The 24,516-nt window shown below is 61.3% G+C and carries 23 protein-coding genes; 8 read left to right on the top strand and 15 right to left on the bottom strand.

The genetic code is table 11. The annotated features are described in order from the left end of the window. Nucleotides 1–22 precede the first annotated feature (22 nt). Complete coding sequence (gene arcB / locus I6L38_RS01355) at nt 23–2,335, bottom strand: aerobic respiration two-component sensor histidine kinase ArcB (protein ID WP_010634958.1); 2,313 nt, start codon at nt 2,333–2,335, stop codon at nt 23–25. A gap of 207 nt (nt 2,336–2,542) precedes the next feature. Here arcB and I6L38_RS01350 point away from each other — a divergent pair, with 207 nt between their 5' ends. Further along, nucleotides 2,543–3,541: a DUF2860 family protein gene (locus tag I6L38_RS01350; RefSeq protein WP_010634959.1), complete on the top strand. Its 999-nt coding sequence runs from the start codon at nt 2,543–2,545 to the stop codon at nt 3,539–3,541. Between the two features lie 67 nt (nt 3,542–3,608). Here the strand turns inward: I6L38_RS01350 and I6L38_RS01345 are convergent, their stop codons facing one another. The 4 genes from I6L38_RS01345 to I6L38_RS01330 form a co-directional block, all read right to left on the bottom strand. Further along, a complete protein-coding gene (locus I6L38_RS01345) occupies nt 3,609–4,307 on the bottom strand; it encodes a DUF3334 family protein (RefSeq protein WP_043171987.1) in 699 nt (232 codons plus the stop codon). A gap of 98 nt (nt 4,308–4,405) precedes the next feature. After that, the gene (locus I6L38_RS01340) at nt 4,406–4,843 is read right to left on the bottom strand and encodes an HIT domain-containing protein (RefSeq protein WP_043171986.1); all 438 of its coding nucleotides are present in this window, start codon (nt 4,841–4,843) and stop codon (nt 4,406–4,408) included. 72 nt (nt 4,844–4,915) lie between these two features. Then, on the bottom strand, nt 4,916–5,572 hold the full coding sequence (locus I6L38_RS01335; protein WP_043171985.1) for a DUF2057 domain-containing protein: 657 nt from the start codon (nt 5,570–5,572) through the stop codon (nt 4,916–4,918). A 72-nt stretch (nt 5,573–5,644) separates the two neighbouring features. Further along, entirely contained in the window at nt 5,645–6,544 is a 900-nt protein-coding gene (locus I6L38_RS01330) for a LysR family transcriptional regulator (protein ID WP_043171984.1), read from the bottom strand. 97 nt (nt 6,545–6,641) lie between these two features. On the opposite strand from I6L38_RS01330, the gene I6L38_RS01325 reads away from it, so the two are divergent. Further along, the gene (locus I6L38_RS01325) at nt 6,642–7,244 is read left to right on the top strand and encodes a short chain dehydrogenase (protein WP_043171983.1); all 603 of its coding nucleotides are present in this window, start codon (nt 6,642–6,644) and stop codon (nt 7,242–7,244) included. A 131-nt stretch (nt 7,245–7,375) separates the two neighbouring features. On the opposite strand, the gene I6L38_RS01320 is transcribed toward I6L38_RS01325, so the two are convergent. The 3 genes from I6L38_RS01320 to dapA form a co-directional block, all read right to left on the bottom strand. Continuing rightward, the gene (locus tag I6L38_RS01320) at nt 7,376–8,479 is read right to left on the bottom strand and encodes a phosphoribosylaminoimidazolesuccinocarboxamide synthase (protein ID WP_010634965.1); all 1,104 of its coding nucleotides are present in this window, start codon (nt 8,477–8,479) and stop codon (nt 7,376–7,378) included. Between the two features lie 65 nt (nt 8,480–8,544). Then, nucleotides 8,545–9,669 carry an outer membrane protein assembly factor BamC gene (bamC, locus tag I6L38_RS01315; protein WP_017779109.1) on the bottom strand — a complete coding sequence of 375 codons (1,125 nt, stop codon included), beginning with the start codon at nt 9,667–9,669 and terminating at the stop codon, nt 8,545–8,547. Beyond that, a complete protein-coding gene (gene dapA, locus I6L38_RS01310) occupies nt 9,662–10,549 on the bottom strand; it encodes a 4-hydroxy-tetrahydrodipicolinate synthase (protein ID WP_201881767.1) in 888 nt (295 codons plus the stop codon). Before dapA ends, bamC begins: the two co-directional genes overlap by 8 nt. Before the next feature lie 272 nt (nt 10,550–10,821). On the opposite strand from dapA, the gene I6L38_RS01305 reads away from it, so the two are divergent. The 3 genes from I6L38_RS01305 to I6L38_RS01295 all read left to right on the top strand — a co-directional run bounded on the left by I6L38_RS01305 (nt 10,822) and on the right by I6L38_RS01295 (nt 12,748). After that, nucleotides 10,822–11,355 (top strand): glycine cleavage system protein R, encoded by a 534-nt coding sequence (locus I6L38_RS01305; RefSeq protein ID WP_005304323.1) that lies wholly within the window; start codon nt 10,822–10,824, stop codon nt 11,353–11,355. Nucleotides 11,356–11,375: 20 nt separating this feature from the next. Then, entirely contained in the window at nt 11,376–11,840 is a 465-nt protein-coding gene (gene bcp / locus I6L38_RS01300; protein ID WP_005304326.1) for a thioredoxin-dependent thiol peroxidase, read from the top strand. A gap of 407 nt (nt 11,841–12,247) precedes the next feature. Continuing rightward, entirely contained in the window at nt 12,248–12,748 is a 501-nt protein-coding gene (locus I6L38_RS01295) for a YfbU family protein (RefSeq protein ID WP_024942265.1), read from the top strand. Nucleotides 12,749–12,808: 60 nt separating this feature from the next. Here the strand turns inward: I6L38_RS01295 and yfbV are convergent, their stop codons facing one another. Continuing rightward, nucleotides 12,809–13,249 (bottom strand): terminus macrodomain insulation protein YfbV, encoded by a 441-nt coding sequence (gene yfbV, locus I6L38_RS01290; RefSeq protein WP_017779105.1) that lies wholly within the window; start codon nt 13,247–13,249, stop codon nt 12,809–12,811. Between the two features lie 302 nt (nt 13,250–13,551). Here yfbV and I6L38_RS01285 point away from each other — a divergent pair, with 302 nt between their 5' ends. Next, entirely contained in the window at nt 13,552–14,754 is a 1,203-nt protein-coding gene (locus tag I6L38_RS01285; protein ID WP_005304335.1) for an acetate kinase, read from the top strand. A gap of 51 nt (nt 14,755–14,805) precedes the next feature. After that, nucleotides 14,806–16,977, top strand: coding sequence for a phosphate acetyltransferase (gene pta / locus I6L38_RS01280; protein ID WP_017763828.1), 2,172 nt, complete (start codon nt 14,806–14,808; stop codon nt 16,975–16,977). 406 nt (nt 16,978–17,383) lie between these two features. On the opposite strand, the gene ilvN is transcribed toward pta, so the two are convergent. The 6 genes from ilvN to I6L38_RS01250 form a co-directional block, all read right to left on the bottom strand. Next, on the bottom strand, nt 17,384–17,878 hold the full coding sequence (gene ilvN / locus I6L38_RS01275) for an acetolactate synthase small subunit (protein WP_005304342.1): 495 nt from the start codon (nt 17,876–17,878) through the stop codon (nt 17,384–17,386). Then, on the bottom strand, nt 17,878–19,596 hold the full coding sequence (locus I6L38_RS01270) for an acetolactate synthase 3 large subunit (protein WP_005304345.1): 1,719 nt from the start codon (nt 19,594–19,596) through the stop codon (nt 17,878–17,880). The genes ilvN and I6L38_RS01270 overlap by 1 nt, the downstream gene beginning before the upstream one ends. 388 nt (nt 19,597–19,984) lie before the next feature. Further along, nucleotides 19,985–20,137 carry a hypothetical protein gene (locus I6L38_RS01265; RefSeq protein WP_005304348.1) on the bottom strand — a complete coding sequence of 51 codons (153 nt, stop codon included), beginning with the start codon at nt 20,135–20,137 and terminating at the stop codon, nt 19,985–19,987. Nucleotides 20,138–20,173: 36 nt separating this feature from the next. Further along, the gene (locus I6L38_RS01260; RefSeq protein WP_216989026.1) at nt 20,174–21,283 is read right to left on the bottom strand and encodes an MJ1255/VC2487 family glycosyltransferase; all 1,110 of its coding nucleotides are present in this window, start codon (nt 21,281–21,283) and stop codon (nt 20,174–20,176) included. Continuing rightward, nucleotides 21,280–21,783: a phosphatase PAP2 family protein gene (locus tag I6L38_RS01255; protein ID WP_010634973.1), complete on the bottom strand. Its 504-nt coding sequence runs from the start codon at nt 21,781–21,783 to the stop codon at nt 21,280–21,282. Before I6L38_RS01255 ends, I6L38_RS01260 begins: the two co-directional genes overlap by 4 nt. A gap of 125 nt (nt 21,784–21,908) precedes the next feature. Then, a complete protein-coding gene (locus I6L38_RS01250; RefSeq protein WP_005304358.1) occupies nt 21,909–22,532 on the bottom strand; it encodes a TetR/AcrR family transcriptional regulator in 624 nt (207 codons plus the stop codon). Nucleotides 22,533–22,939: 407 nt separating this feature from the next. On the opposite strand from I6L38_RS01250, the gene leuA reads away from it, so the two are divergent. Next, on the top strand, nt 22,940–24,514 hold the full coding sequence (gene leuA, locus I6L38_RS01245) for a 2-isopropylmalate synthase (RefSeq protein WP_043171981.1): 1,575 nt from the start codon (nt 22,940–22,942) through the stop codon (nt 24,512–24,514). Nucleotides 24,515–24,516 lie beyond the last annotated feature (2 nt).

Below are 24,516 nucleotides of genomic sequence, written 5' to 3'. Positions count from 1 at the left end.
GCTCCTTGCCAGCGCAGCGCGTTTATGAGAGCAACCAGCGCCGCAAGCGGGCGATATCGCCCGGGTACTCCCGGCGCAGCGTCTCAATCCAGTCTTCCACATTCTCCCACCAGGCCGGATGATCCGGGCTCTGGATCAGCTGGGCCGTCTGCTGCAGCCGGCGCAGGCCGATGGAGCCCGCCGCCCCCTTGATCTTGTGCGCCTCCTCCACCACGCCGGCCTGATCCCGGGCAATCATGTTGGAGTCGAGCACCGCCATGTAGTCGGGCATCATCTTCTCGAACAGATCGACGCTGGAGAGCAGCACCGGCTTGCCCACGGTATCGGCATAATCGGTGAGGAAGGGCAGGTCCAGCAGCGCATCCTGGCTAACGGTGTCGGCCTGCTCGTCCGCCTCGTCCCCGGCCAGAGCGGCAAACAGGTGACCAATCACCTCCCGCACCGCCTTCGAGCCGAGCGGCTTGTTGATCACATCCTGCATGCCGCGATCCCGGTAGTACTGGCGATCACCGGTGGCGTTGGCGGTGAGTGCCACCATGGGCGGCAAACTTTCGCCGTAGCGGGCGAGCAGCTGTTCCGCCACATCAAACCCCGTCATGTCCGGCAGCTGGATGTCGAGCAGGATCAAGTCAAAATCATCCGGGTTGGCCATGGCCAGCGCCTGGGCGCCATCGCGCGCTACCTTGACCTGGTGGCCAAGCTTGCTCAGCAGGGCGCAGGCCACGGTCACGTTGAGCTCGACGTCCTCCACCAGCAGGATGTCGAGGGACGGCATCTCGGGCTCAGGGACGGCAACCTCTCCTTCGATACACTCCACCTCCAGCTCGGCGGTGAAGCAGGACCCCTCGCCCGGATCGCTGTCCACGTAAAGCTGGCCGCCCATCGCCTGCACCAGCTGGCGGGAAACCGCCAGCCCGATGCCGGTGCCGGTGGCGTGCTTCTTGCCCTGTACCTGATAGTACATGGCGAAGATCTTCTCCTGCTGGGCGCGCGGAATGCCGATGCCGGTATCCTCCACCTCGAAGTGCAGCGCCAGCTTGCCCGGCGCGTCGGCGGCATGGGCGAGGCAGCGTACCGTCACCCCACCTTCGTCGGTGAACTTCACCGCATTGCCCACCAGATTCCACAGCACCTGGCGCAACCGGGTGCCGTCCGCCATCACGAACTGTGGCACCTCGCCATCCCGATCGAAGTGCAGATAGAGCCCCTTCTGCTCCGCCTGGATGCGCGACAGCGTCTCCAGCTCGTCGAGGAAGGCGGGCAGATCGATGCGGGTCGGCGCAATCTCCAACCGGCGCCGATCCAGTTTGTCCAGATCGATAATGTCGTTGAAGATGTTGCCGAGCGTCACCGCGCTCAGGTGAATGGTCTTGAGCTGCTGATGCCGCTTGGGATCGAGCGGCGTATCCATCAGCATCCGGCTCAGGCCGACGATGCCGTTCAAGGGAGTGCGCAGCTCGTGGCTGATGGTGGAGATGAAGGTGGTCTTGTCGCGGCTCGCCTTCTCCAGCTTGTCCTGGTATTGCTTGCGCTCGGTGATGTCGCGGCCAAAGCCGAGCAGGCCGAGCCGCTTGCCGAAGCGGTCGAAGAAGGGCACCTTGCGCAACTCGAAGTAGGCCTTGCGGCCATCTGGGTACTCCAGCCACTGCTCATAGGTGAGCGGCTCATTGCTGGCGAAGACCTGCTTGTCGGTCTCCACCACCTTGCTGGCAATGTCGTGCTTGTAGACGTCGAACGGAGTCAGCCCGATGAGCTCCGCCTCCACCTTGCCGGTCAGCTCCTCCATGGCGCGGTTGCAGCCGGAGAACTGCTCGTCTTCGTTGCGGTAGTAGACCAGATCGGGGGAGCAGTCGATGAAGGAGCGCAGCAGGGCGGTGCGCTCGCCCAGGTGCAGCTGGGCCTTCTCGCGCTGGAACACCTCGTTCTCCAGATCCTCGATGGCCTGCTGACGCAGGGTCTCGGCCCGGTTGGTCTCAGCGATCTGGGCGTTGAGGCGGCTGATGTTCTCCTGCAGCTGGCTGTTGAGCTCGAGATCCCGCTCGCGCATGTCCTGCAGCTTGCGCACCATGCGGGTCAGCCGCTGGCGGGAGTCCTCCAGCTGATCCACCACGATGGAGAGAAAATAGACGGCCCAGGGGGTGACCAGCAGGCCGAAGAAGACCGAGCGCACCAGATCGACGATATCCACGGTGCCACGCAGAAACAGAGTGACCCCCATCTGGATGGAGACGGCCAGCACTATGATGCCGGTGGCCAGGAACATGCTGAATCGCACCAGCCCCAGCTTGGTCATCAGGTCGACGTAATATTGCGCCCAGGATTTTATTTGTTTCATCTTATTGTTTTCTCCCCGATATTCGCCGAACAGAATACCAGCACGACGCGCCGAACTCTTCTGCCGTCGCACGATAAATTATCGATTAACCTCCTCCGCCCGCTGGGGTAGCATGCCGGAGTCAATTCGGTCAGCCCGGATTAAGCCTGGCTGGCTATAATGCCAGGCCGTTCAATTCAACCAACTGATAATTCAGGAGTCTCATCGATGCGCAATCTCACCCTGCTGAGTCTTGGCCTGCTGGCAGCCAATGCCGCCCACGCCGACCTGGGCGAGATCCCCAAGCAGTCAGGCTGGTCCGGCTTTCTGCTGGGCGGGGTCAACGCCGTCAGCTACCAGTCCAACTTCTACGCGGGCGATGACAACCACAGCCGTATCAATGATCTCGGCTCGCCCGACAGCGAGAGCGGCCTGACGCCGCTGCTCAACGCCGACATCCGCTATACCTTCGCCGATACCCGCACCCAGATCTTCCTCGGCAACCTGATCCAGGATGCGGTGCGTTTCGACTTCACCCAGCAGCTCGGCCTGCGCCAGGAGATGGGCGACAAGGGCATAGTCGCCACCTCGCTGGTGTTCAACGTCATGCCGGTGGAGCTGTGGAGCGATCCCTTCGCCACCGGCGTGGACCGCAGCTCGACCGATCTGAAGTCAAAAGGGGCCCGTTTCGCCTGGGACAAGATCTGGGGCAGCAACTTCTACGGCAACCTGACAACCCGGGAGGTGGACATGGACGAGGAGCGCAGCGGCCAGCAGTATGATCAGAGCCACGGCACCCACTACGCCGGCATGCTGGATCGCAACGGCAAGGTGCACGACATGGAGCTCTCCTACCAGTTCCATTTCGGCGGCAACCAGCTGCTGGAGCCGGCCATCCTCTACAAGGAGGCTCGCCTGGACGGCAGCGCCGAGAGCTTCAAGAACACCGGCCTGAAGTTGACCTACGCCAAGCGCGGCCCCCAGTGGTCCTTCGTCAGCAACCTCTACACCGGCAAGCGCAAGTACGACGAGGCGAACCCCATCTTCGGCCAGCATGCCGACGCGGACGAATTCGCCGTCAACGGTACCTTCTTCTGGCACAACCTGTTCGGCGTCAAGGCCCTGGCCGCCACCTTCACCGCAGCCTACTCCAATGCCGACTCGGACATCGACTTCTACGACAGCCAGTCCACCCGTTTCAGCACGGGTCTGCTCTACAACTTCTAGCGGCGAGCAGCACCAACAAACGAGGCCACCCCATGGGTGGCCTCGTGCATTGCGGACGGCGGGAAAATCAGATCCCGAGGGAGTCCAGCAGATCGTCGTGATCGTTGGCTACCGGGGCGGCGGCCGGAGCCGGCTGGGCAGACTCGCGCTTGGTCTGGGCGATCAGGGCATCGGGATCCAGCTCTTCCTGATCCATGCCATCGTTGTGGATGCGGATGAACTCGGTTTTGTCCATCGCCAGCTCCAGATAGAAGATGTTGTTGCGGGCGGTGAAGAAAGTGACCCGGCGCGACTCCGGGCTGTCGAGGTTGGTATCGACGCTCAGCATCACCTGCTTGTTGAGGGCCAGCATCTTGGGCTGGTTCTGGGTGATGTGGGTCTGCAGATCCCGGCCCACCTTGACGGTGAAGCTGCCGACGATCTGGTTCATCAGCTCGCCCATGACGTTGCTCACCTCGTCCGAGGTGTGGGAGATGGCGAGATCTTCCTTGGAGAGCCCCATGCTGAGCATGTAGCTCTCGTACAGCTCCATGGCGGCGGAGGCGGAGAAGTTGATCACCACCAGGCCGGAGAAGCCGCCGTCAAACAGCACGAAGCAGCCGATATCCGGCTTGAGGCAGGTCTTGCTGATCCGCTGCACCATGCCGGAGAAACGCACCTGACTCTGGGTTGCCGCACTCAATACATCCGTCACCGAATGGCACAGGCTCAACAGCACGTCCTCTGTGGTCAATACGGTATCATCGTCGGCTCTTGTCACTATCATGGGACCTTCCTGAACATCGAAAATGGGCTTATCTATACCATAACTCTAACAGATAGCGCGGCCCGGGCGTCGAAATAGCGAGCCGCCTCTCACTTGATTCAACTGTCAGTTTCAAGGGGAGTGAATCCGGCCAGATTGGCCAGCTTGAGTCGCCAGCCGGCGGCTTCCCGCTGCAGGGTCGATTCATCATAGGGCAAGGAGGGATGAGCCCCCCAGATGGGGCCAGGCCAGGCCTTGTCGGTACTGAAACGGGCCACGTGGTGCAGATGCAGCTGGGGCACCAGGTTGCCGAGCGCCGCCACGTTGATCTTGTCCGGGCGCAGCGCCTGCTCCATCAGGTTCGCCACCGCGCAGGACTCCTGCATCAGCTGCTGTTGCTGGGCCGGCGCCAGGTGGTGGATTTCCCGTAGATTGGCCACTCTCGGCACCAAGATGAGCCAGGGATACTGGCTGTCCTTGGCCAGCAGGACGCGGCAGAGGGGCAGATCGCCGAGCAGGCGGGTATCCGCCTGCAGGCGACTGTGCAATTCAAACATGAAGACCTCGTTGCAATAAGATGGGCGCTAGACACGATGAGAGCCCCCACGTTACTGCAACGGACGGCAAACTTAAAGCCGCGGCACGGCCCAGCTGACAAAGCGCTTGCGCAGGGCCGGATCCGCCTTGAGGAAGAGTTGCTGCAACTGCCCCTCCAGCTCGCTGGCCGCTACCGGCGCAATCTCGCTGGCGACCACGGCCGCAGGAAGTGCAGAAACAGAAGCCGCCGTCAGCGCCGCCTTGCCACCGCGCTGGTTGTATTCGGCCAGCTTGGCGCGCCAGTCCATGCCGATCAGCATGCCGCTGGTCACCAGCGCATCCTGCTCGCTCGCCATCACCTTGCCGTCGGCCTGCAGCCCCATGACGGGAGACTTGGCATACTGCGCCATGCCCCGCTCATCACTCGGCAAGTTGGCGACCAGCTGTAATTGTTGCTGGCTGGCCTGATAGCGCAGCACCTGAGGCGCGGAGCGCAGCTGGCGGTCATTCTCGCTGCTGCTGCGACTCGGGATCACCCCTTCATAACGCACCAGCAGCTGCTGCTCGCCATCCGGCAGGGTGGCGTGCTGCTCGTCGTGCAGGGTGCCAGCGCTCACCGCCAGGATCTGGAAATCCGCCGGCACCGTCACCTCAACCGCAGCATGCGCCGAGCCTGTGCCCAGCATCATGTTCATGCCCAGTGCGGCGCACAGCAGCGACACACCATTTCGATATCGACAACCCTTCATCTTCGTTCATCTTCCTGATCGCGTTGATGGGCGCAGGCTAGCAGCCGAAGATGACAGAAAAATAACGGCAGTTCAGAGCAGGTAGTGGGGCCGCTCGGCAAACCACTGGGCCAGCACCTGTTTGAACAGCCGGATCTTGCGCGGCACTCGCCGCTGCTGGGCATGCAGGATATGAAGCGGGTGCAGGCCGCTGTGCCACCCATCGAGCACGGTCACCAGCTCCCCCGCCGCCAGTAGGGCATCCACCGCAACCAGCGGACACTTGGCATAGCCCAACCCCGCCCGGGCCAGCTGCAGCGCCGTGCTGTAGTGATTGGCCCGCACCTTGCCTTGCACCAGGATATGCGCCTCCTCCCCCTCCCGGCTGAAGTGCCACTGCTCCCAGGCCGGGTTGCTCCCCATGAGCAGGCAGGCACGCCCGCTGAGCTCATAAGGGGTGGCCGGCTTGCCCTCCCGTGCCACCAGTGTAGGGCTCGCCACCACCACATCCCTGAGCCGGCCCAGCGGCATGGCCACCAGGTTGTCGGGCACCTCGCTCATGGCGCGCAAGGCGATATCATGCTCACCCTGACTCATGTCGACCATCTGATTGGTGAAGTTGAGCTCGACCGCAACCCCGGGGCAAAGCTCGGCGAAGCGAGCCAGCAGCTCACTCACCATGCGATCGCCGGCGCTGATCGGGCAGGTGAAGCGCAGCCGGCCGCCATCCTCTTCGGTCAGGGCCTGGATATCCTGCTCCGCCTGACGGGCCAGCGCGAAGATCTCCCCCGCCTGCTGGTAGAGGGTCGAGCCCGCCTCGGTCAGGCTGAGCCGGCGGGTGGTGCGTTGCAGCAACTGGGCATTGAGAGAGGACTCCAGCGCACTGACATGACGGCTCAGCATCCCCTTGCTCACCCCCAGCGCATCGGCGGCGGCGGAGAAACTGCCCCTTTGTACCACTTCGTAGAAACTGGCCAGATGGGCGATATCCATCATTAGCTCCAATTTGGAAACAATGGGTTTATTTTACGCGCTTTTTCTCCCTTTTCATCGCGCTAGAATCAACACATCCCAACCAGGAGTGAAACAGATGAAGATTGTGATTGTGGGTGCCTCCGGCACCGTCGGCTCCGCCGTCAGCGACTTGCTTGCCAAGGATCACCAGGTGATCCGGGTCGGCCACAGCCAGGGGGATGCCAGGGTCGACATGCGCGATCCCGCCTCCATCAAGGGGCTGTTTGCCAAGCTGGGGCAGTTCGATGCGCTGGTAGTGGCCAGCGGCAGCGCCGCGTTCAACGCCCTGACCGAGATGACCGATGAAGAGTGGCAGCTGGGTATCCAGAGCAAGCTGATGGGCCAGATCAACCTGACCCGCGCCGCCATCCCCCACCTCAACGACAAGGGCTCCATCACCCTGATCAGCGGTATCCTGAGCGAGGAGCCCATCAACTGGGGCGCCAGCGTCACCACCATCAACGGCGCCGTCGAGCACTTCGTCAAGGCGGCCGCCTGCGAACTGCCGCGGGGCCTGCGCATCAACGTGGTGAGCCCGACCGTGCTGGAGGAGTCGATGGATAAATACGCCAGCTTCTTCCCGGGCTTCGTCCCCGTGCCCGCCGCCAGGGTGGCGCAGGCCTACCAGAAATCGGTACTGGGCGTACAGACCGGCCAGGTGTTCAGGGTCAACGGCTGATCACCGCCCTTCTGCCGCCCAGTCGGCACGGCAACAAAAACGGGCCCCTTGATGGGGCCCGTTCCGTGACCGCTGCCGTACCGGCAGGTGGCAAACGTTTGTTTTTACGACAGTAAAAAAGGCGGTACGCCTCAGTCGATCAGCCCGTACTGCTCGCGCAGCACCTCGATGATCTCCTGCTTCGGATTGGCGCTGCGAACCAGCGGCTGACCGATGATCTTCTCTGCGATCCCCACGTAGGTGTTGGAGATGTCCATCATCACCTCGGTCGGCAACTTGTTGTCGCGGGCCAGGGCGAAGCGCTCGGGCATGCGGTGCTTGTTCAGCAGGATGTCCGGATCCGGGAAGTGATTGAGCAGCCACTGGCGGAAGCCCTCTTTGGACTTCTCGACGATCTGGCCGTCGCGCAGGGCGGCGCCGTCCCAGATGCGGGAGCTGTCCGGGGTGCCCACTTCATCCATGTAGATCAGCTTTTCGTTGCCGGCGGCATCCTGGACGTAGCCAAACTCGAACTTGGTGTCGACGAAGACCTGATCCAGCTCGGCCAGCGCGTCACTGATGACGTTGAAGCCTTCTTTGAGCAGCACTTCGTAGCGGTCGATGTCGGCCGGCTTGCTGAAGTTGAAGCCCTGGTAGTGGCGTTCGATGTCGGCACGGGAGACGTTGACGTCATCGGCTTCCGGCACGCCGTCCAGCCCTTTCAGCACGCCCTTGGTGGAGGGGGTGATGAGGATCTCCGGCAGCTTCTGATCCTTTTTCAGTCCTTCCGGCAGGGTGATGCCGCAGAACTCGCGCTCGCCATCCTTGTAGGCACGCCACATGGAGCCGGTGATGTACTGGCGGGCGATCGCCTCGATCATCACGGGACGGGCTTTTTGCACGATCCAGACGAAGGGATGGGGGATGTCCAGGATATGGCTGTCGGCCAGCCCCTTCTCCTTGAACAGCTTGAACCAGTGGCTGGAGATGGCGTTGAGCGCAGCCCCTTTGCCCGGCACACCGTTGAGCCCGTCCACACCCTGCCAGATGCAGTCGAAGGCCGAGATCCGGTCGCTGATCACCATGATGGCGAGCGGCGCATCCGCCGGCACGTCGTAACCCTTCTCGCGGATGAGGCGGGCACTGTCTGCGGCGGTCAGCCAGTAGACGCTGCGCACTTTACCGGAATGGACGGGTTTATCGGTACGGATCGGCAAATCATCGTTCACCGCCAATACTTGGTCTGCAAGACTCATGGCTAATAACACTTCCTGTTTGTGGGGGGTTAACATAACAAAACAGGGGCACAAGGCCCCTGTTTCTATTCTGTTTTTGCAGCTTGGTCAGCCAGACCCTTGGCGAACGCCTCGGACAGGCTGATGTACATCTGGGAGATGACACCGGACGACACGGGCTTCTTGTCCTTGTCGAACAGGGTGATGGAGGTCTTGCCCCCCGCCATCTCGCCAAGCTGGAAGCGATACTTGTCTTCGTCCAGCTTGAACGGCTCGCTGCCCTTGGCCTTCCAGAACTCGCTGCCCGGCTCGTCGTACTCCACGTCGATCCAGCCCAGCGACTGCTGGGTATCCTTGATGGTGAAGCCGTAGGCCGGCAGCACCTGATTGAGACGACGCCACACCTGGTCAAACGAGCCGTCAACGATCCAGGCGCTCAGCTCGTTGTTGTCCAGACCCAGTTCCAGCCCCATGCCATCGTTGGCCTTGTGCTGTTCGCGGGACTTGAGCTGCTTGTCGTAGTAGAGCGAGAACTGGTTGAGGGCCCGGGTCGCGTAGCGCTGGGCATCGGCCGGGGTCAGCTCCTTGCTGGTCTCGCCATCGATGGTCTCCTCGTGATCCAGCACCCGGACCGACATGTTGACGGCGTGGCGCTGGGGATCGTTGCGCAGGGTGAACTGGTAGCGCTGGCGAATGACGAAGTCGTCGTCCTCTTCGCTCCAGCCGTCGAGCGCCTTGGTGTTGTCAAACCAGCCGGTTTGCAACACGCCGGCCTGCTGGTCCAGCTTCTCGGTGGTGACCTTGTACTGGGCGAGGAAGTTCATCAGGAAGGCCCAGGTATCGCGCTCCACGCTCTGGGAGGTGCTGAGGGCATAGAAGGCCATGGTAGGTTCACCGGCATTGGTCACCACCTGGCTGCCCGGTACCACGGTCAGCAGCTGGGCGGGCGGACGCACATCCACCTTGGCCCCGAGGGCACCGTCACGGCTGCTCTCTGGCAGGGGCGGAATGTCGAAACTGCTGTTAAAGGCGGGGGTACTCAACCCGGCCGGCACCAGGAAAGCACGGCCTTCAAGGCGGGCATCCTCGTACTCGAAACCACGGTTGGCCATCTTGCGTTCCTGGGGTGAGCTACAGGCTGCCAGCACGGCAACGGTCGCCACGCTCAGCACCAGGCGCACTGCATTTCCCTTTCCATTTGCTTTAAACACTCGCCATCAACTCCGCAGTCGTCAGTGCTCGCGCCATCGCCCGTTCGCCCTCGGCAGTGAGGTCGGTGAGCGGCAGACGCAAGGTGGCCGTCGCAATCAATCCCAGCTGGGCGCAGGCCCATTTCACCGGGATGGGGCTCGGTTCGCAGAACAGAGTCTGATGCAACGGCATCAATCGATTGTTGATGTCATGCGCCCGCCCGGCATCGCCGGCCAGCGCAGCACGACACATGTCGGCCATCTGGGCCGCTGCAATATTGGTGGTGACCGAAATGACACCGTCACCGCCTTGCAGCATAAAATCACATCCACTGGCATCATCGCCACTATAAAGTGCGAATTGCGCACCACACAGCTCACGCAGCAGCGGTGTACGGCTCAGATCCCCGGTGGCCTCTTTCAGGCCTATGATGCCGGGCACCCTGGCCAGTCTGGCTACCGTTTCCGGTTTGAGATCGCAACCGGTACGACCGGGCACATTATAAAGAATTTGGGGCAGACCACTAGCCTCGGCGATCGCACAATAGTGACGATAGAGACCTTCCTGGGTGGGTTTGTTGTAATAAGGTGTGACCGAGAGACCCGCCACCACGCCGGTTTCGGCTAAGCGCTTGGCCAGGGCGACGGCATGGGCGGTATTGTTGGAACCACAGCCGGCGATGACCGGGATGCGTCCGGCGGCCAGTGCCACGGTTTTCTCCACGACGGCAATGTGCTCCTGCTCGCTCAGGGTCACCGACTCCCCCGTGGTCCCCACCGCGACGATGGCGCTGGTTCCGGCGCTGACATGATACTCGACCAGATTGGCAAGACTGGCCCAATCGACTTCACCTGAAGCCAGCATGGGGGTAACGAGGGCAACAATACTACCGCGCAACATGGATATTTCTCCCGATTTTCAGGGGCGTTATGGTAAAGCTGCCCCCTTGGAAAAACAAGGGAGGCCACGGCCAAGCCGTGTTACCATCCGGCACAAACAGCCGTGCGCAAGCGCCGGAAACTGGCGCCGGAACCGGGCCGCCACCACCCGGCAGGACGCTTGCCACAACGAGATTCTCAGCAGGGTCGCCACGCGGCCGCGCGGGCCAGATCCCTTCGGTCGACGTGCCCGCCGCCCGCATTCGCCACCCGCTAATGGACGAGAGAAGATTTATGACTCATTACCTGGTCGTAACGGCCATCGGCACGGACAGGCCTGGCATCGTCAATGAGGTCACCCGCCACGTCAGTGGTTGTGGCTGCAACATTGTCGACAGCCGTCTTGGCATCTTCGGCAATGAATTCACCTTCATCATGCTGCTGTCCGGTGACTGGAACAGCCTGATGCAGCTCGAGATAAGCCTGCCCCTGCGCAGTCAGGAGTGGGACCTCATCACCATGATGAAACGCACCGAGCGCCACCAGTCGCTGCAATACGACATCAGCGCCAACGCCGAGATCCTGATCCGGGACCAGCCGGGCATCGTAAGCCAGTGCACCCAGTTCTTCAGCGATCACGGCTGGGACATCCAGGCCATGCAGACCATCACCCTGGAGCAGCAGCCGTTCAACCTGCTCAAGGCCAGCTTTCAGCTCAATCTGGCCAAGCAGGGAGAGGCGGCCGGCTCGCAGGCGGCCTTCGCCGGATTCTGTCGTGAACTGGGCGCAGAATCGTTCGAATTCATCGTCAACAACAAACACGCCTGACGGCTCATCAAGGAGATCCCATGCAACCTTTATCCGCTGGCAGCCTGGCCCCCGACTTTTCCCTCTCCGACCAGGACGGCAACCAGGTGCGCCTGGCCGACCTGCGCGGCAAGAAAGTGCTCGTCTATTTCTACCCCAAGGCGATGACCCCGGGCTGCACCACCCAGGCCTGCGGTCTGCGCGACGTCAACGCCGAACTGGCCGCCCTCAATGTGGTGGTGCTCGGCATCAGCCCGGATAGCGCCAAGCGGCTGAAAAAATTCGAGGAGCGCGACAACCTGAACTTCCGCCTGCTGGCCGATGAAGATCATGCGGTGGCCGATGCGTTTGGCGTCTGGGGCCCGAAGAAGTTCATGGGCAAGGAGTATGACGGTATCCATCGGCTCAGCTTCCTCATCGACGAAGAGGGCAAGATTGCCCACCGCTTCGACAAGTTCAAGACCAGCGATCACCATCAGGTGGTGCTCGATCTGCTCAAGGGCTGAACCACAGATACCGGTACTGCTGATATGGAAAGGGCCTGCAAGCGCAGGCCCTTTTTTATTCGCATGTCTCAGCCCTTCCGCATTGCAGACGGGGGACACGCGATCTCCCCCATTCGGTCACCTGCCCGGATGAGGGGCGGCAGCCTTGTTGTTTTCCATGGCGGGGCAGTGTGCATCCATAACGGGATGCCTTGGTGACGGATCTTTCGGCACAAGCCAAATGACGCCCTTATTGTTGCGCCAACGGGCCAGAAAGCAAGGTGCCGGCCGTTACATTTAATTAACCAGCCCACGCCTGCGTTGATTTAGCGCCCCGCAATCTCGCCAACCTCCCCTGCCAGATCAAAAAATTCATCCTATATATGGGTTAACGTGACCCCAGTTTCATTTTCCAGTGAGAAAAGCCCATGAACATGAGCCACACCGAACGTCTGATCCTGAGCAACCAGTACGAGATCCTGGCCAAACTCAATCCGGAGAAGGCGGCGTTTTACCAACGGGCCAGCACCATTATCGAGCGCGGCTACTGCCTGCAGATCCTCGAACTGGAGAAGAGCTTCGGTCATCTGGAACTGGCCACCTGCCAGGAGGTGATCGACACCCTGGAGTTGCACCATGCGCTGGCCATCTCCTGGGGCAACCTGGACGCAGCCGATCAGGGCGAGATCAATGCCAGCCGGCTGGAGTTCAACGGCTACAGCCGCAGCCAGGAGCGAGAGCTGGCCGATTACGTCTGCTTCCTGCTGGAGGTGGACAAGCGCTTCCCCGAACTCAAATGCCCCTGCGACGAGCTCTCCAGCGACATCGCCATGCGTGACAAGTACCAGCGCATGCTGGCGGTCTGGCGCCAGTGCCCGCGCCAGTACAAGCTCTCCATCCAGGAGATCCGCAAGGTATTGGCGGCCTGATCCGGCAGCCATGAAAAAGGCGCCGCGAGGCGCCTTTGTCCGAGTCATGGGCCACAGGCCTCACTCGTAGAGGAAGGATTTGTCCAGCTGCTTGAAGGCGGCGTTGAGAGTATCGGCCAGCTCTTCGTATCTCGGCTGGGCCACCAGCTGGCGCTGACCGCCCTGTTCGTTCATCTTGCCGTTGATCTCGCGATACCAGCTGGCAAGGGAGGGCGGCAACCGGGTATCGGCACGCTGGCCAAGCCAGTAATAGCCCTGCAGCGGCAGGCTGAGCAGAAACAGCACCGAGGTCATGACGGAAGGCCAGTAGTGCTGCTCGCCAAACTGGAACTGCAGCATGACGCTGAGCACCGCCAGCGCAGGAATCACCTTGAGGGCGAACTCGGTGGCCTTGATCACCCGATTCTCCGGGAACATGGAATTAAGCTCGGGACGGCGGGGCCAAAGGGTCATATAATGACGGCCTTGCTGTAACTTAGTTCCAAAAATGTTCATGCTCATGCTACCTCCGAGCTCTTTTTGAACGTATTAACGGCAAAACCACGACAATATTTGATGCGCAATAACAAAGGTTGAGGATGACTTTGTTATTTTTCAACAATCGGGTTATCCTTTGTACGCCCAATTTTTGCGCCAACGGCCTGCCGTTGAGCCGTCAGGGACGTCTGGATTTCGGGTCTTGTATCACTATACAAGGGGCAAGCAACAGATTGCCAACCCTCATAAGGATAAGTTGAAAGTTTTTGGACACAGCGCGTCCAACGCATCCTCCTACACAACCCAATCTGCGATAGGATTTATTCATGAGTAAGCTGGTTCTTGTTCTTAACTGTGGCAGCTCTTCCCTGAAGTTTGCTGTCATTGACGCAACCACCGGTGATGACCTGCTGTCCGGCCTGGCCGAGTGCTTCAACCTCGACGACGCCCGCATCAAGTGGAAACTGAACGGCGAGAAAGGCAGTGCCGATCTGGGCGCCGGTGCCGCTCACCAGGAAGCGCTGGACTACATCGTCAACAAGATCCTGCCGCTCAACCCGGAGCTGTCCAAGAACCTGATCGCCATCGGCCACCGTGTCGTACACGGCGGCGAGCGCTTCACCTCCTCCGTGCGCATCTGCGACGACGTGATCGCCGGCATCGAAGCCGCCGTACCGTACGCCCCGCTGCACAACCCGGCTCACCTGATCGGTATTCGTGAAGCCCGTCGCGTGTTCCCGGCGCTGGCCGAGAAGAACGTGGCCGTGTTCGACACCGCTTTCCACCAGACCATGCCGGAAGAAGCCTTCCTGTACGCCCTGCCGTACAAACTCTACAAAGAGAACGGCATCCGTCGCTACGGCGCCCACGGCACCAGCCACTACTACATCAGCCTGGAAGCTGCCAAGCAGCTGAACAAGCCAGTGGAAGAGCTGAACATCATCAACTGCCATCTGGGCAACGGCGGCTCCGTCTGCGCCATCAAGAACGGCCAGTCCGTCGACACCTCCATGGGTCTGACCCCGCTGGAAGGCCTGGTGATGGGTACCCGCTCCGGCGACATCGATCCGGCCATCATCTTCTTCCTGCACGACAAGCTGGGCATGAGCGTTGATCAGATCAACACCATGCTGACCAAAGAGTCCGGCCTGCAGGGTCTGACCGAAGTAACTTCCGACTGCCGTTTCGTTGAAGACAACTACGACAGCAAAGAAGAAGCCAAGCGTGCCATGGACGTTTACTGCTATCGCCTGGCCAAGTACATCGGCGCCTACGCCGCCGCCATGGACGGTCGTCTGGACGCCGTGGTCTTCACCGGTGGTATCGGTGAAAACTCTGCCCCGATCCGTGAAATCACCCTGAACAAACTGGGTCTGCTGGGCTTCGACGTCGATCACGACGCCAACCTGAAGGCTCGCTTCGGCAAGGGTGGCGAGATCACCAAGGCTGGCTCCACCAAGGCCCTGGTTATCCCGACCAACGAAGAGTGGGTCATCGCCCACGACGCGCTGGAACTGGTCGGCGCATAATTTCGCTGTAGAGCAAGGCCGCCCAAGGGCGGCCTTTTCCTGATCCCAAAAATGAACAAGGGGTATAAAGTGGCACGCACTATTATGCTTATCCCGGTCGGCACTGGTGTCGGCGTAACTTCCGTGAGCCTTGGCGTCGTTCGCGCCATGGAGCGTCACGGTGTCAATGTCAGCTTCTTCAAACCGGTCGCTCAGCCGCGTCCGGGTGAAACCGGTACCGAGCGTTCCACCGCCGTGATCCGCGCTGCAGCCAACATCAACCCGCCCGAGCCGTTTGCCCTCTCCTACGCCGAGAACATGATCACCTCCAGCAACACCGACATCCTGCTGGAAGAGATCGTGGCCCGCTTTGAAGAGCACGTGAAGGCCAGCGGTGCCGAAGTGCTGGTCATCGAAGGCATGGTGCCGACCGACAAGCAGCCGTTTGCCAACAAGCTGAACTATGACGTCGCCAAGGCGCTGGACGCCGACATGGTGTTCGTGACCCACCCGGGCAACGACTCCAGCCAGAAGCTGAAAGAGCGCATCGAGCTGGCTTGCTCCAACTTCGGTGGCGTCAGCAACCCCCGCATCGTGGGCTGCGTCATCAACAAGGTGGGCGCACCGGTTGACGAGCACGGCGTGACCCGCCCCGACCTGACCGAGATGTTCGAAGCCCATCACCACGGCGCCGACACCGCTCACAACCTGGAAGTACTGCAGGTATTCGGCAAGAGCCCGCTGCGCATCCTCGGCTGCATCCCCTGGAACACCCAGCTGATCGCCCCGCGCGCCAAGGATCTCGCCAAGCACCTGGCTGCCAAGATCCTGCACAAGGGTGAGCTGGACAGCCGCCGTCTGCAGACCGTGACCTTCTGCGCCCGCTCCATCCACAACATGATCGAGCACTTCCGTCCGGGCAGCCTGCTGGTCACCTCCGGCGACCGTTCCGACGTCATCGTCTCCGCCTGCCTCTCCGCCATGAACGGTGTCAAGCTGGGCGCCCTGCTGCTGACCGGCAACTATCACCCGGAACCCCAGGTGATGGCGCTGTGCCAACAGGCCATGGCTACCGGCCTGCCGATCATGATCACCGGCACCAACACCTGGCAGACCGCCGTCAGCCTGCAGAACTTCAACGTCGACATCCCGGAAGATGACCGCGAACGTATCGAGCTGGTGCAGGACTATGTGGCTGGCCACATCGACAAGCACTGGATCGAGTCTCTCTCCGCCAAGTCCACCCGCTCCCGTCGCCTGAGCCCGCCGGCCTTCCGTTACCAGCTGACCGAGCTGGCCCGTCAGGCCAACAAGCGCGTCGTGCTACCGGAAGGGGAAGAGCCGCGTACCATCAAGGCTGCCGCCATCTGTGCCGAGCGTGGCATCGCCCGTCCGGTGCTGCTGGGCAACCCTGAAGAAATCCGTCGCGTCGCCGAACAGCAGGGCGTGGTACTGACCGACCGCGTCGAGATCATCGATCCGGTTGCCGTGCGCGAGCGCTATGTGGCCCGTCTGGTCGAGCTGCGCAAGAACAAGGGCATGACCGAAGTGGTTGCCCGCGAACAGCTGGAAGACAACGTGGTACTGGGTACCATGATGCTGGAGCGCAACGAAGTCGACGGTCTGGTATCCGGCGCGGTGCACACCACTGCCAACACCATCCGTCCGCCGATGCAGATCATCAAGACCGCCCCGGGCTCTTCCCTGATCTCCTCCATCTTCTTCATGCTGCTGCCGGATCAGGTACTGGTCTACGGTGACTGCGCGATCAATCCGGACCCCACTGCCGAGCAGCTGGCCGAGATCGCCATCCAGTCCGCCGACTCCGCTGCCGCCTTCGGCATCGAGCCGCGTGTGGCCATGATCTCCTACTCCACCGGCACCTCCGGCGCCGGCGCAGACGTAGAGAAAGTGCGTGAAGCGACCGAACTGGCCAAGGCCAAGCGCCCCGACCTCATCATCGACGGTCCGCTGCAGTACGATGCAGCCATCATGGAGAACGTGGCCAAGTCCAAGGCGCCGAACTCCCCGGTTGCCGGCAAGGCCACCGTGTTCGTGTTCCCGGATCTGAACACTGGCAACACCACCTACAAGGCGGTACAGCGCTCCGCTGATCTGGTCTCCATCGGCCCCATGCTGCAAGGCATGCGCAAGCCGGTCAACGACCTGTCCCGTGGCGCCCTGGTGGACGACATCGTCTACACCATCGCCCTGACCGGTATCCAGGCAGCCCAGGCCGAGTAATCGTCCGAGGCTCTGCCTGCTGAAAAACCCGCCGCAAGGCGGGTTTTTTTATGGCTGATTTGGGGAAATGTTGATCCGCAAGATCAAATCGGGATCCTGGCAGGATCCCCTGCTCGGCGACGGGCACCTGCCCGGCAAGGGCGGCGGGATAAGCAAACACTCACACCCGCCAGAGTCGATTGCACAATTGCGCCCCAGCGCAGATCAGATCCAAATATCCTTTTAAGATCAGCACACTAACGCCAGACACACCGCTAATCTACAGAGTTTTCCACAGCTTTTGTGGATAGTTTACCGATCATTTGAAAGAAAATGACAGACTCGTGCCAGCCCTCCATTCCACCAAGCGCCCACAAGAAAGGGGCTCCGAGGAGCCCCTTTAATCTGCCTGCTGCCAAGCGATGGCTCAGGGACGCAGCGCCTTGTCGGCGCGGGAGATGCCACACACCCCGGAGCGCACCACTTCGACGATCTCGTTGGTCTGGGCGGCGGTCTTGATGAAGGCATCCAGCTTCTCGCTGGTCCCCACCAGTTGCACCGTGTAGAGCTCGGGGGTGACGTCGACGATCTGGCCGCGGAAGATATCCGCCAGCCGTTTCAGCTCGTCGCGACCACCACCGGCGGCGCGCGCCTTGACCAGGGCGATCTCCCGCTCGATGTGCTCCCCTTCGCTGAGATCACACACCTTGAGCACGTCCACCAGCTTGTGCAGCTGTTTCTGGATCTGCTCCAGCACCCGCTCGTCCCCCATGGTGACTATGGTCATGCGCGACAGGGTGGGATCCTCGGTGGGGGCCACCGTCAGGGTCTCGATGTTGTAGCCGCGCTGGGAGAAGAGGCCCACCACCCGGCTCAGGGCGCCGGATTCGTTCTCCAGCAGAACGGAAATTATATGTCTCATCAGGTTCTCTCCGTCTTGCTCAGCCACATCTCGTCCATGGCGCCAAATTTGATTTGCATGGGATAGACGTGCTCATCCGGGTCAACCGAGATGTCCATGAACACCAGCCGATCCTTCATGGCGAAGGCCTTCTCCATGGCGCTCTCCAGCTCCGCCGGATCACTCACCGCGATGCCGACGTGGCCATAGGCTTCCGCCAGCTTGACGAAGTCAGGCAGGGATTCCATGTAGGAGTGGCTGTGGCGACCGCCGTAGAACATCTTCTGCCACTGCTTGACCATGCCAAGGGCGCGGTTGTTGATGGAGATGATCTTGATGGGCACCCCGTACTGCATGCAGGTAGAGAGTTCCTGAATGTTCATCTGCACCGAGCCATCGCCGGTGACGCAGCAGACCACCGCATCCGGGTTGGCAAACTGGGCTCCCATGGCGGCCGGAATGCCGAACCCCATGGTGCCGAGACCGCCGGAGTTGATCCACTGGCGCGGCTTGGCGAACGGATAGTAGAGGGCGGCAAACATCTGGTGCTGACCCACGTCGGAGGCCACGAACGCCTCCCCCTTGGTCACCTTGTAGAGGGTCTCGATCACCTGCTGCGGCTTGATCAGGGTGGGGTGGGTCTCATAGGCCAGGCAGTTGCGCGAACGCCACTGGCCGATCTGGCTCCACCAGTCCGCCAGCGCCTGCTTGTCGTTGTCAAAACCGCATTCGCGGATCACTTCCAGCATCTGCTCCAGCACGGTTTCCACCGAACCGACGATGGGCACGTGGGCCTGCACCGTCTTGGAGATGGAGGTGGGATCTATGTCGATATGGACTATGGTGGCGTTGGGACAGAACTTGGCCACGTTGTTGGTGACACGATCATCGAAGCGGGCCCCCACGGCGAAGATGAGATCCGCGTTGTGCATGCTCTTGTTCGCTTCGAAGGTGCCGTGCATGCCGAGCATGCCGATGAACTGCGGATGAGTGCCGGAGAAGGCCCCCAGCCCCATCAGGGTGGTGGTCACCGGCAGGTTCAGCAGCTCAGCCAGCTTGGTCACCAGGTGATCCGCATTGGCGTTGATGGCACCGCCACCGACATACATCACCGGCCGGCTCGCCTCCACCAGCAGCTTGGCGGCACGCTTGATCTGGCCCTTGTGACCCGACTTGGTCGGGTTGTAGGAGCGCAGGGAGACCGTCTCCGGGTACTCGTAGGGGAATTTCTCTTTCGGGTTCTGCACGTCTTTGGGCAGATCCACCACCACCGGCCCCGGGCGGCCGCTGGCGGCAATGTAGTAGGCCTTCTTGATGGCGGCCGGAATGTCGCTGGCTTTCTTGCACAGGAAGCTGTGCTTCACCACCGGGCGGGAGATGCCGATCATGTCGGTCTCCTGGAACGCATCCTCCCCGATCATGCTGGTCGGCACCTGGCCGGACAGGATCACCAGGGGGATGGAGTCCATGTAGGCGGTCGCGATCCCTGTGATGCAGTTGGTGGCGCCGGGACCCGAGGTCACCAGCACTGTGCCCACCTTGCCGGTGGAGCGGGCGTAGCCGTCCGCCATGTGCACCGCGGCCTGCTCGTGCCGCACCAGGACATGCTCCATCTTGCCGTTTTCAAAGAGAGCGTCATAGATGTCGAGCACTGAGCCACCAGGGTAGCCGAAAACGTGCTCAACTCCCTGATCTTCCAGCGCTCTAACCACCATCTGGGCGCCTGATAACATCTCCATGATAAAGCCCTCCAGGCTTTGCTCCGTTAAGCGAAAGCTATCGGCAGTCCGCTGCTTCCCGGCACCGCCGGCCCGTGCGTTGTTGTTGTCTGAATACGGACCCGGCGAGTTCGGCGCTGTCGATAGTAGAAAAATAGGTTTTTTCCATCATTCACCCGCAAAGCGGGTGAAAAACCAACTTAACCCGCTTGTGAACGGTTGTCCACGGCTTTGTCTGACCACAACAGTCATAAATTTCAAACAACTATTAACATTCAGTGACTTGCTGGAAAGGGTGGGAACAATGCGGGGAAGATGGGTGGCAAGCCAGCGGATCATGCTGCAACAGCCGCCAAAAGCGGAAAAAAATGGCCCACCGCCAGGGTGGGCCTTGGTGGCAGGCTGCGGATCAGTGATCCTGTTCCGGCTCCGCCAGCCAGATCTGCTGATCCGGATCCGTCTCTTCGCAGACCGAGATGCTGACCCCCATGTCCAGCAGCTCGTGCAGGGTGAGATTGTCCGCCAGGTTCATGGTGTCGCCGTTTTCATTGGTAAAGCGCATGGTGTCCGTCCTCTCCTTGGTGGGATCCCTCTCAGTCTAGTCAAAGGCGCTGACTTGCGATAACCAGCAACTACTGAGTGCACTCCCCTCCTCCAGCTCGCTCAGCCGATCGCACACCTCCTCCGGAAACAGGGTTCGGGCCCACAGCCGGCGGGAGAGATCCGCCACGCTCTCCAGGGCGCCGGCGGCGAGCCAGCCGGCCAGCTCCCCCGCCACATCGGGGTAGCAGATCTGGCCCGGGGCCGTCGCATCCAGCCAGGCCCGCACCGCGTTGGCATCGAGCGCATCCATCAGCCGCGCCAGCCCCATCAGTTCCAGGGTCTTGCTGTTGGTCAGCTGCTCGAACTGGCCTCCCAGCGGCTTGACCAGCAGCTTTTTGCCAAGGGAGAGCGCCTCCGAGGCGAGCTCGAAACCACCGTTGGTGATGACCCCGCGACAGCCGGCCAGCACCTGCTTGAACGCCTCACGGGCTTGCGGCTCGAAGCGGATGTTGCGCCACTGGCTGGCACTGCGAATGGCCGGATGAAAGCAGACGAAGCGTTGCTGGTTGAAGCGCGACAACAGGGCCGCGATCGCCTCGGTCTGCTCGAACGGCAGATAGACCAGGATCTGCTGGTTGTCGGGCCCCTGGCTGATGGGATCTATGATGGGCGGCAACAGGGGCTGGCCGAAGTGAAACCAGTGCAGCCCGAGGGACTGGCGCACCGGCGCGAAGTGGCGCATCAGCTGGCGGTTGAAGCCGCTCTCCCCCCAGCGTGGAATGGGCCAGTCGAAACTCGCCTGATGGCTGATGGTGAGGCTCGGCTTGTCCCAGCGGCGAGCGGCATGGGCGCTGATAGGCTCGAAATCGCTGATGACGAGGTCGTAGTCACGACAATCGAGCGCTCGCATGTCGCGCCAGAAGCGCAGGGGCGAGAGCCCCTTGAGGGTGCGCCAGTTCGAGATGGCCCCCTCATGGCTGACGAAGGTGATGCCGGGAAAGGTGCGGTAGTCGCCGAATTCGGCCATCTCGAAGTAGCCGTCAGCAGGGCGGCCGCTGAACAGATAGTCCACCGCGAGACCACGGGCCCGCAAGGCCCGCGCCAGGGTGCGGCTGCGACTGATGTGGCCGTTGCCGGTCCCCTGCACACCGAACAGTATCTTCATCCCTGCCCCCACATGAGCGCCAGCAGGGCGCAGCCACCACCGAGCAGGGCGCCGGCCACCAGGTCGCTCAGATAGTGGACCCCCAGCAGCAGACGGGACGCTCCCACCAGCGCGGCCCAGACGAACAGCAGCGGCGCCCAGAGCGGGAAGCTGGCCGCCAGCACGGTTGCCATCAGGAAGGCGGCGGCGGTGTGGCCCGAGGGCAGACTGTAGCGGTCGGAGGGAGTGATGAAGACCGGCAGCCCCACCGGGCGCTGGCGTTTGAGGGCATTCTTGAGCAGCAGGTAGAGCGGCAGCTCGAGGGCGAAGGCCAGCAGTGCCAGCTTCACCAGTTCGCGCTCGGCTTCCCCCTGCCACCAGAGCAGGGCCGCCAGCACGGCGTAGAGCGGGCCGTCACCGGTACGGGAGATGAGCCTGCTGATCCTGGCCTGTGGCCGGTTGTAGGCGTGGAGCAGGCAGATGCGGCACACCTGCAGGTCCCATTGCTGGATCTTATTCATAACCCCTCCTTCCCTAGCATCTCAGAGCAGACTAGGGCGGCGGGGTGACACTTGGTTGACGTTCAAATAACAGATTTATGAAAAAAGGGCCGAATGGCCCTTTTTGCTACCAGCGTGGCAAATGATCAGTTCAGGGTGCCGCGCAGGCCGTTTTCCATCAGGCGGCAGTTGTGATCCGCCAGGCGAGCCATGAAGTGCTCATCCACGGTCAGGCCGAACACCTGCTCGTAGAGATCCTTCATCACGAAGGGCTGCCACATCATGCTGAGGAAGGAGATCTTCAGCATCTCGGGATCCAGGTTGTCACCCAGCTCGCCGTTGTTTTTCATGGACTCCAGCAAGGCATCGAACTGGGGCAGCTGGCGTTCCAGCAGACGGTTCAGCACAAAATCCCGACCCGGACTCTTCTCGGTCGATAATGCGCTGGAGATGGCGGAGGTCAGCTCGCTGTTGGGCGCCATCACCTGGTAGTAGGTGTTGAGCAGATCGTTGAGGCTGCGGTTGCCGGTCTCGTCGTGCCAGGCCTGGTCGAGCGGCTCGGCCACATCCCCCAGCACCGCCTTGTAGAGGCCCTCTTTGCTGCCGAAGTAGTAGTGGATCATGGCCAGATTGGAGCCAGCCAGCTCGGCGATCTCGCGGGTCGTCACCTTGCTGTAGGGGGTGTTCAGAAAACGCTCGCGAGCGGCACAGAGCAACTTGTCACGAATGTCAGAACGTCCGACCGGACGACCAGGTCTACGTTTTTCCATTTAATACCTCGGATAATTCAGCAGAAACTGACAAGTCGATCTGATTGTACAGATGATCGAGTACAGCAGGAATGACCAGATAATCGGGCAAGGGCCGAATATGGGACAAGTAAATTTGCACTCCTTTACAATCCGATTAAATAAACCAGCGAAATGAACCGGGTGCGTACGGTTGACACAGCATAAAAATCTCGATATTGGTAAAAGCGTTATCGACTGCAAGGATTGATTCATCATGCGTATTGCCGCTCCGCTACTACTAATCTCCCTAATCGCGACCTCTCGCGCGGGATCCTTGTAGCCGGGCTCAGGCATAGCCGGAATTTACAAAAACCCGTGCACCCTGCACGGGTTTTTTTATGCCAACGCAGGATGCACGTCACCGAACTTAGGAAGAGGGAAGTCACATGTCAGATCGGGTCATCATATTCGACACCACCCTGCGCGATGGTGAGCAGGCCCTGGCGGCCAGCTTGACGGTCAAGGAGAAGCTGCAGATCGCCCAGGCGCTGGAGCGGCTCGGTGTCGACGTCATGGAGGTGGGGTTCCCGGTCTCCTCCCCCGGCGACTTTCAATCGGTGCAGACCATTGCACGTCACATCAAGCAGAGCCGGGTCTGTGCCCTCGCCCGCGCCCTGCCCAAGGACATAGACGCCGCCGGCGAAGCTCTGCGGGTCGCCGACGCCTTTCGCATCCACACCTTTATCTCTACCTCCTCCATCCACGTCGAGAGCAAGCTCAAGAAGAGCTTCGAAGACGTGCTGGAGATGGGGGTCAGCGCCATCAAGCACGCCCGCCGTTATACCGACGACGTGGAGTTCTCCTGTGAAGATGCGGGCCGCACCCCGATAGACAACCTGTGCCGCATGGTGGAGGCCGCCATCAAGGCCGGCGCTCGTACCATCAACATTCCCGATACCGTGGGCTACACGGTACCGACCGAGTTCTCCGGCATCATCCAGACCCTGTTCAACCGGGTACCCAACATCGATCAGGCCATCATCTCGGTCCACTGCCACGACGATCTGGGCCTCTCGGTGGCCAACTCCATCGGCGCCGTGCAGATGGGGGCCCGCCAGATCGAGTGCACCATCAACGGCATCGGCGAGCGGGCCGGCAACTGCTCGCTGGAAGAGGTGGCGATGATCCTCAAAACCCGCGCCGACCTGCTCGGGGTGCACACCAACATTCGCCATAGCGAAATTCATCGCACCAGCGCCCTGGTCAGCCAACTCTGCAACATGCCGGTGCAGCCGAACAAGGCCATCGTCGGGGCCAACGCCTTCTCCCACAGCTCCGGCATCCATCAGGATGGCGTGCTCAAGGCGAAAAACACCTACGAAATCATCACCCCGGAGAGCATCGGCCTCACCCAGAACAACCTCAACATGACCTCCCGCTCCGGCCGCCACGTCATCAAACACCGGATGGAGTCCATGGGCTACGCCGAGAGCAGTTACGACCTCGACGATCTCTACGCCAAGTTCCTCACCCTGGCCGACAAGAAGGGGCAGGTGTTCGATTACGATCTGGAGGCGCTCGCCTTCTTCAGCCAGATCCACGAAGAGCCGGAGCACTTCAAGCTGGAGTACCTCGGCGTACAGAGCGGCAGCTCCGTGATGGCCACCGCCTCGGTGAAATTGAAGGTGGGCCAGGAGATCGTCAGCGAAGCCGCCACCGGTAACGGCCCGGTAGATGCGGTCTACCAGTGCATCAACCGCATCACCGGCTACGAGATCAGCATCGACAAGTACGAACTCAAGGGCAAGGGGGAGGGCAAGAACGCCCTCGGCCAGGTCGACATAGTCGCACAGTACAAGGGCCGCAAATTCCATGGCATGGGCCTGGCCACCGACATCATAGAGTCTTCCGCCCAGGCGTTGATCCACGTGATCAACAGCATCTGGCGCGCCGATCAGGTGGCCGAACAGATGGAACGCAACGTCGCAAAAACAGACAAGATCAATACGGAGAGCGTGTGAGT

It is taken from the genome of Aeromonas sp. FDAARGOS 1408 (genome assembly GCF_019048665.1).
Lineage (GTDB): Bacteria > Pseudomonadota > Gammaproteobacteria > Enterobacterales > Aeromonadaceae > Aeromonas > Aeromonas dhakensis.
The sequence above is the reverse complement of the archived record's forward strand: the minus strand, read 5'-3'. Positions and strand labels throughout refer to the sequence as shown.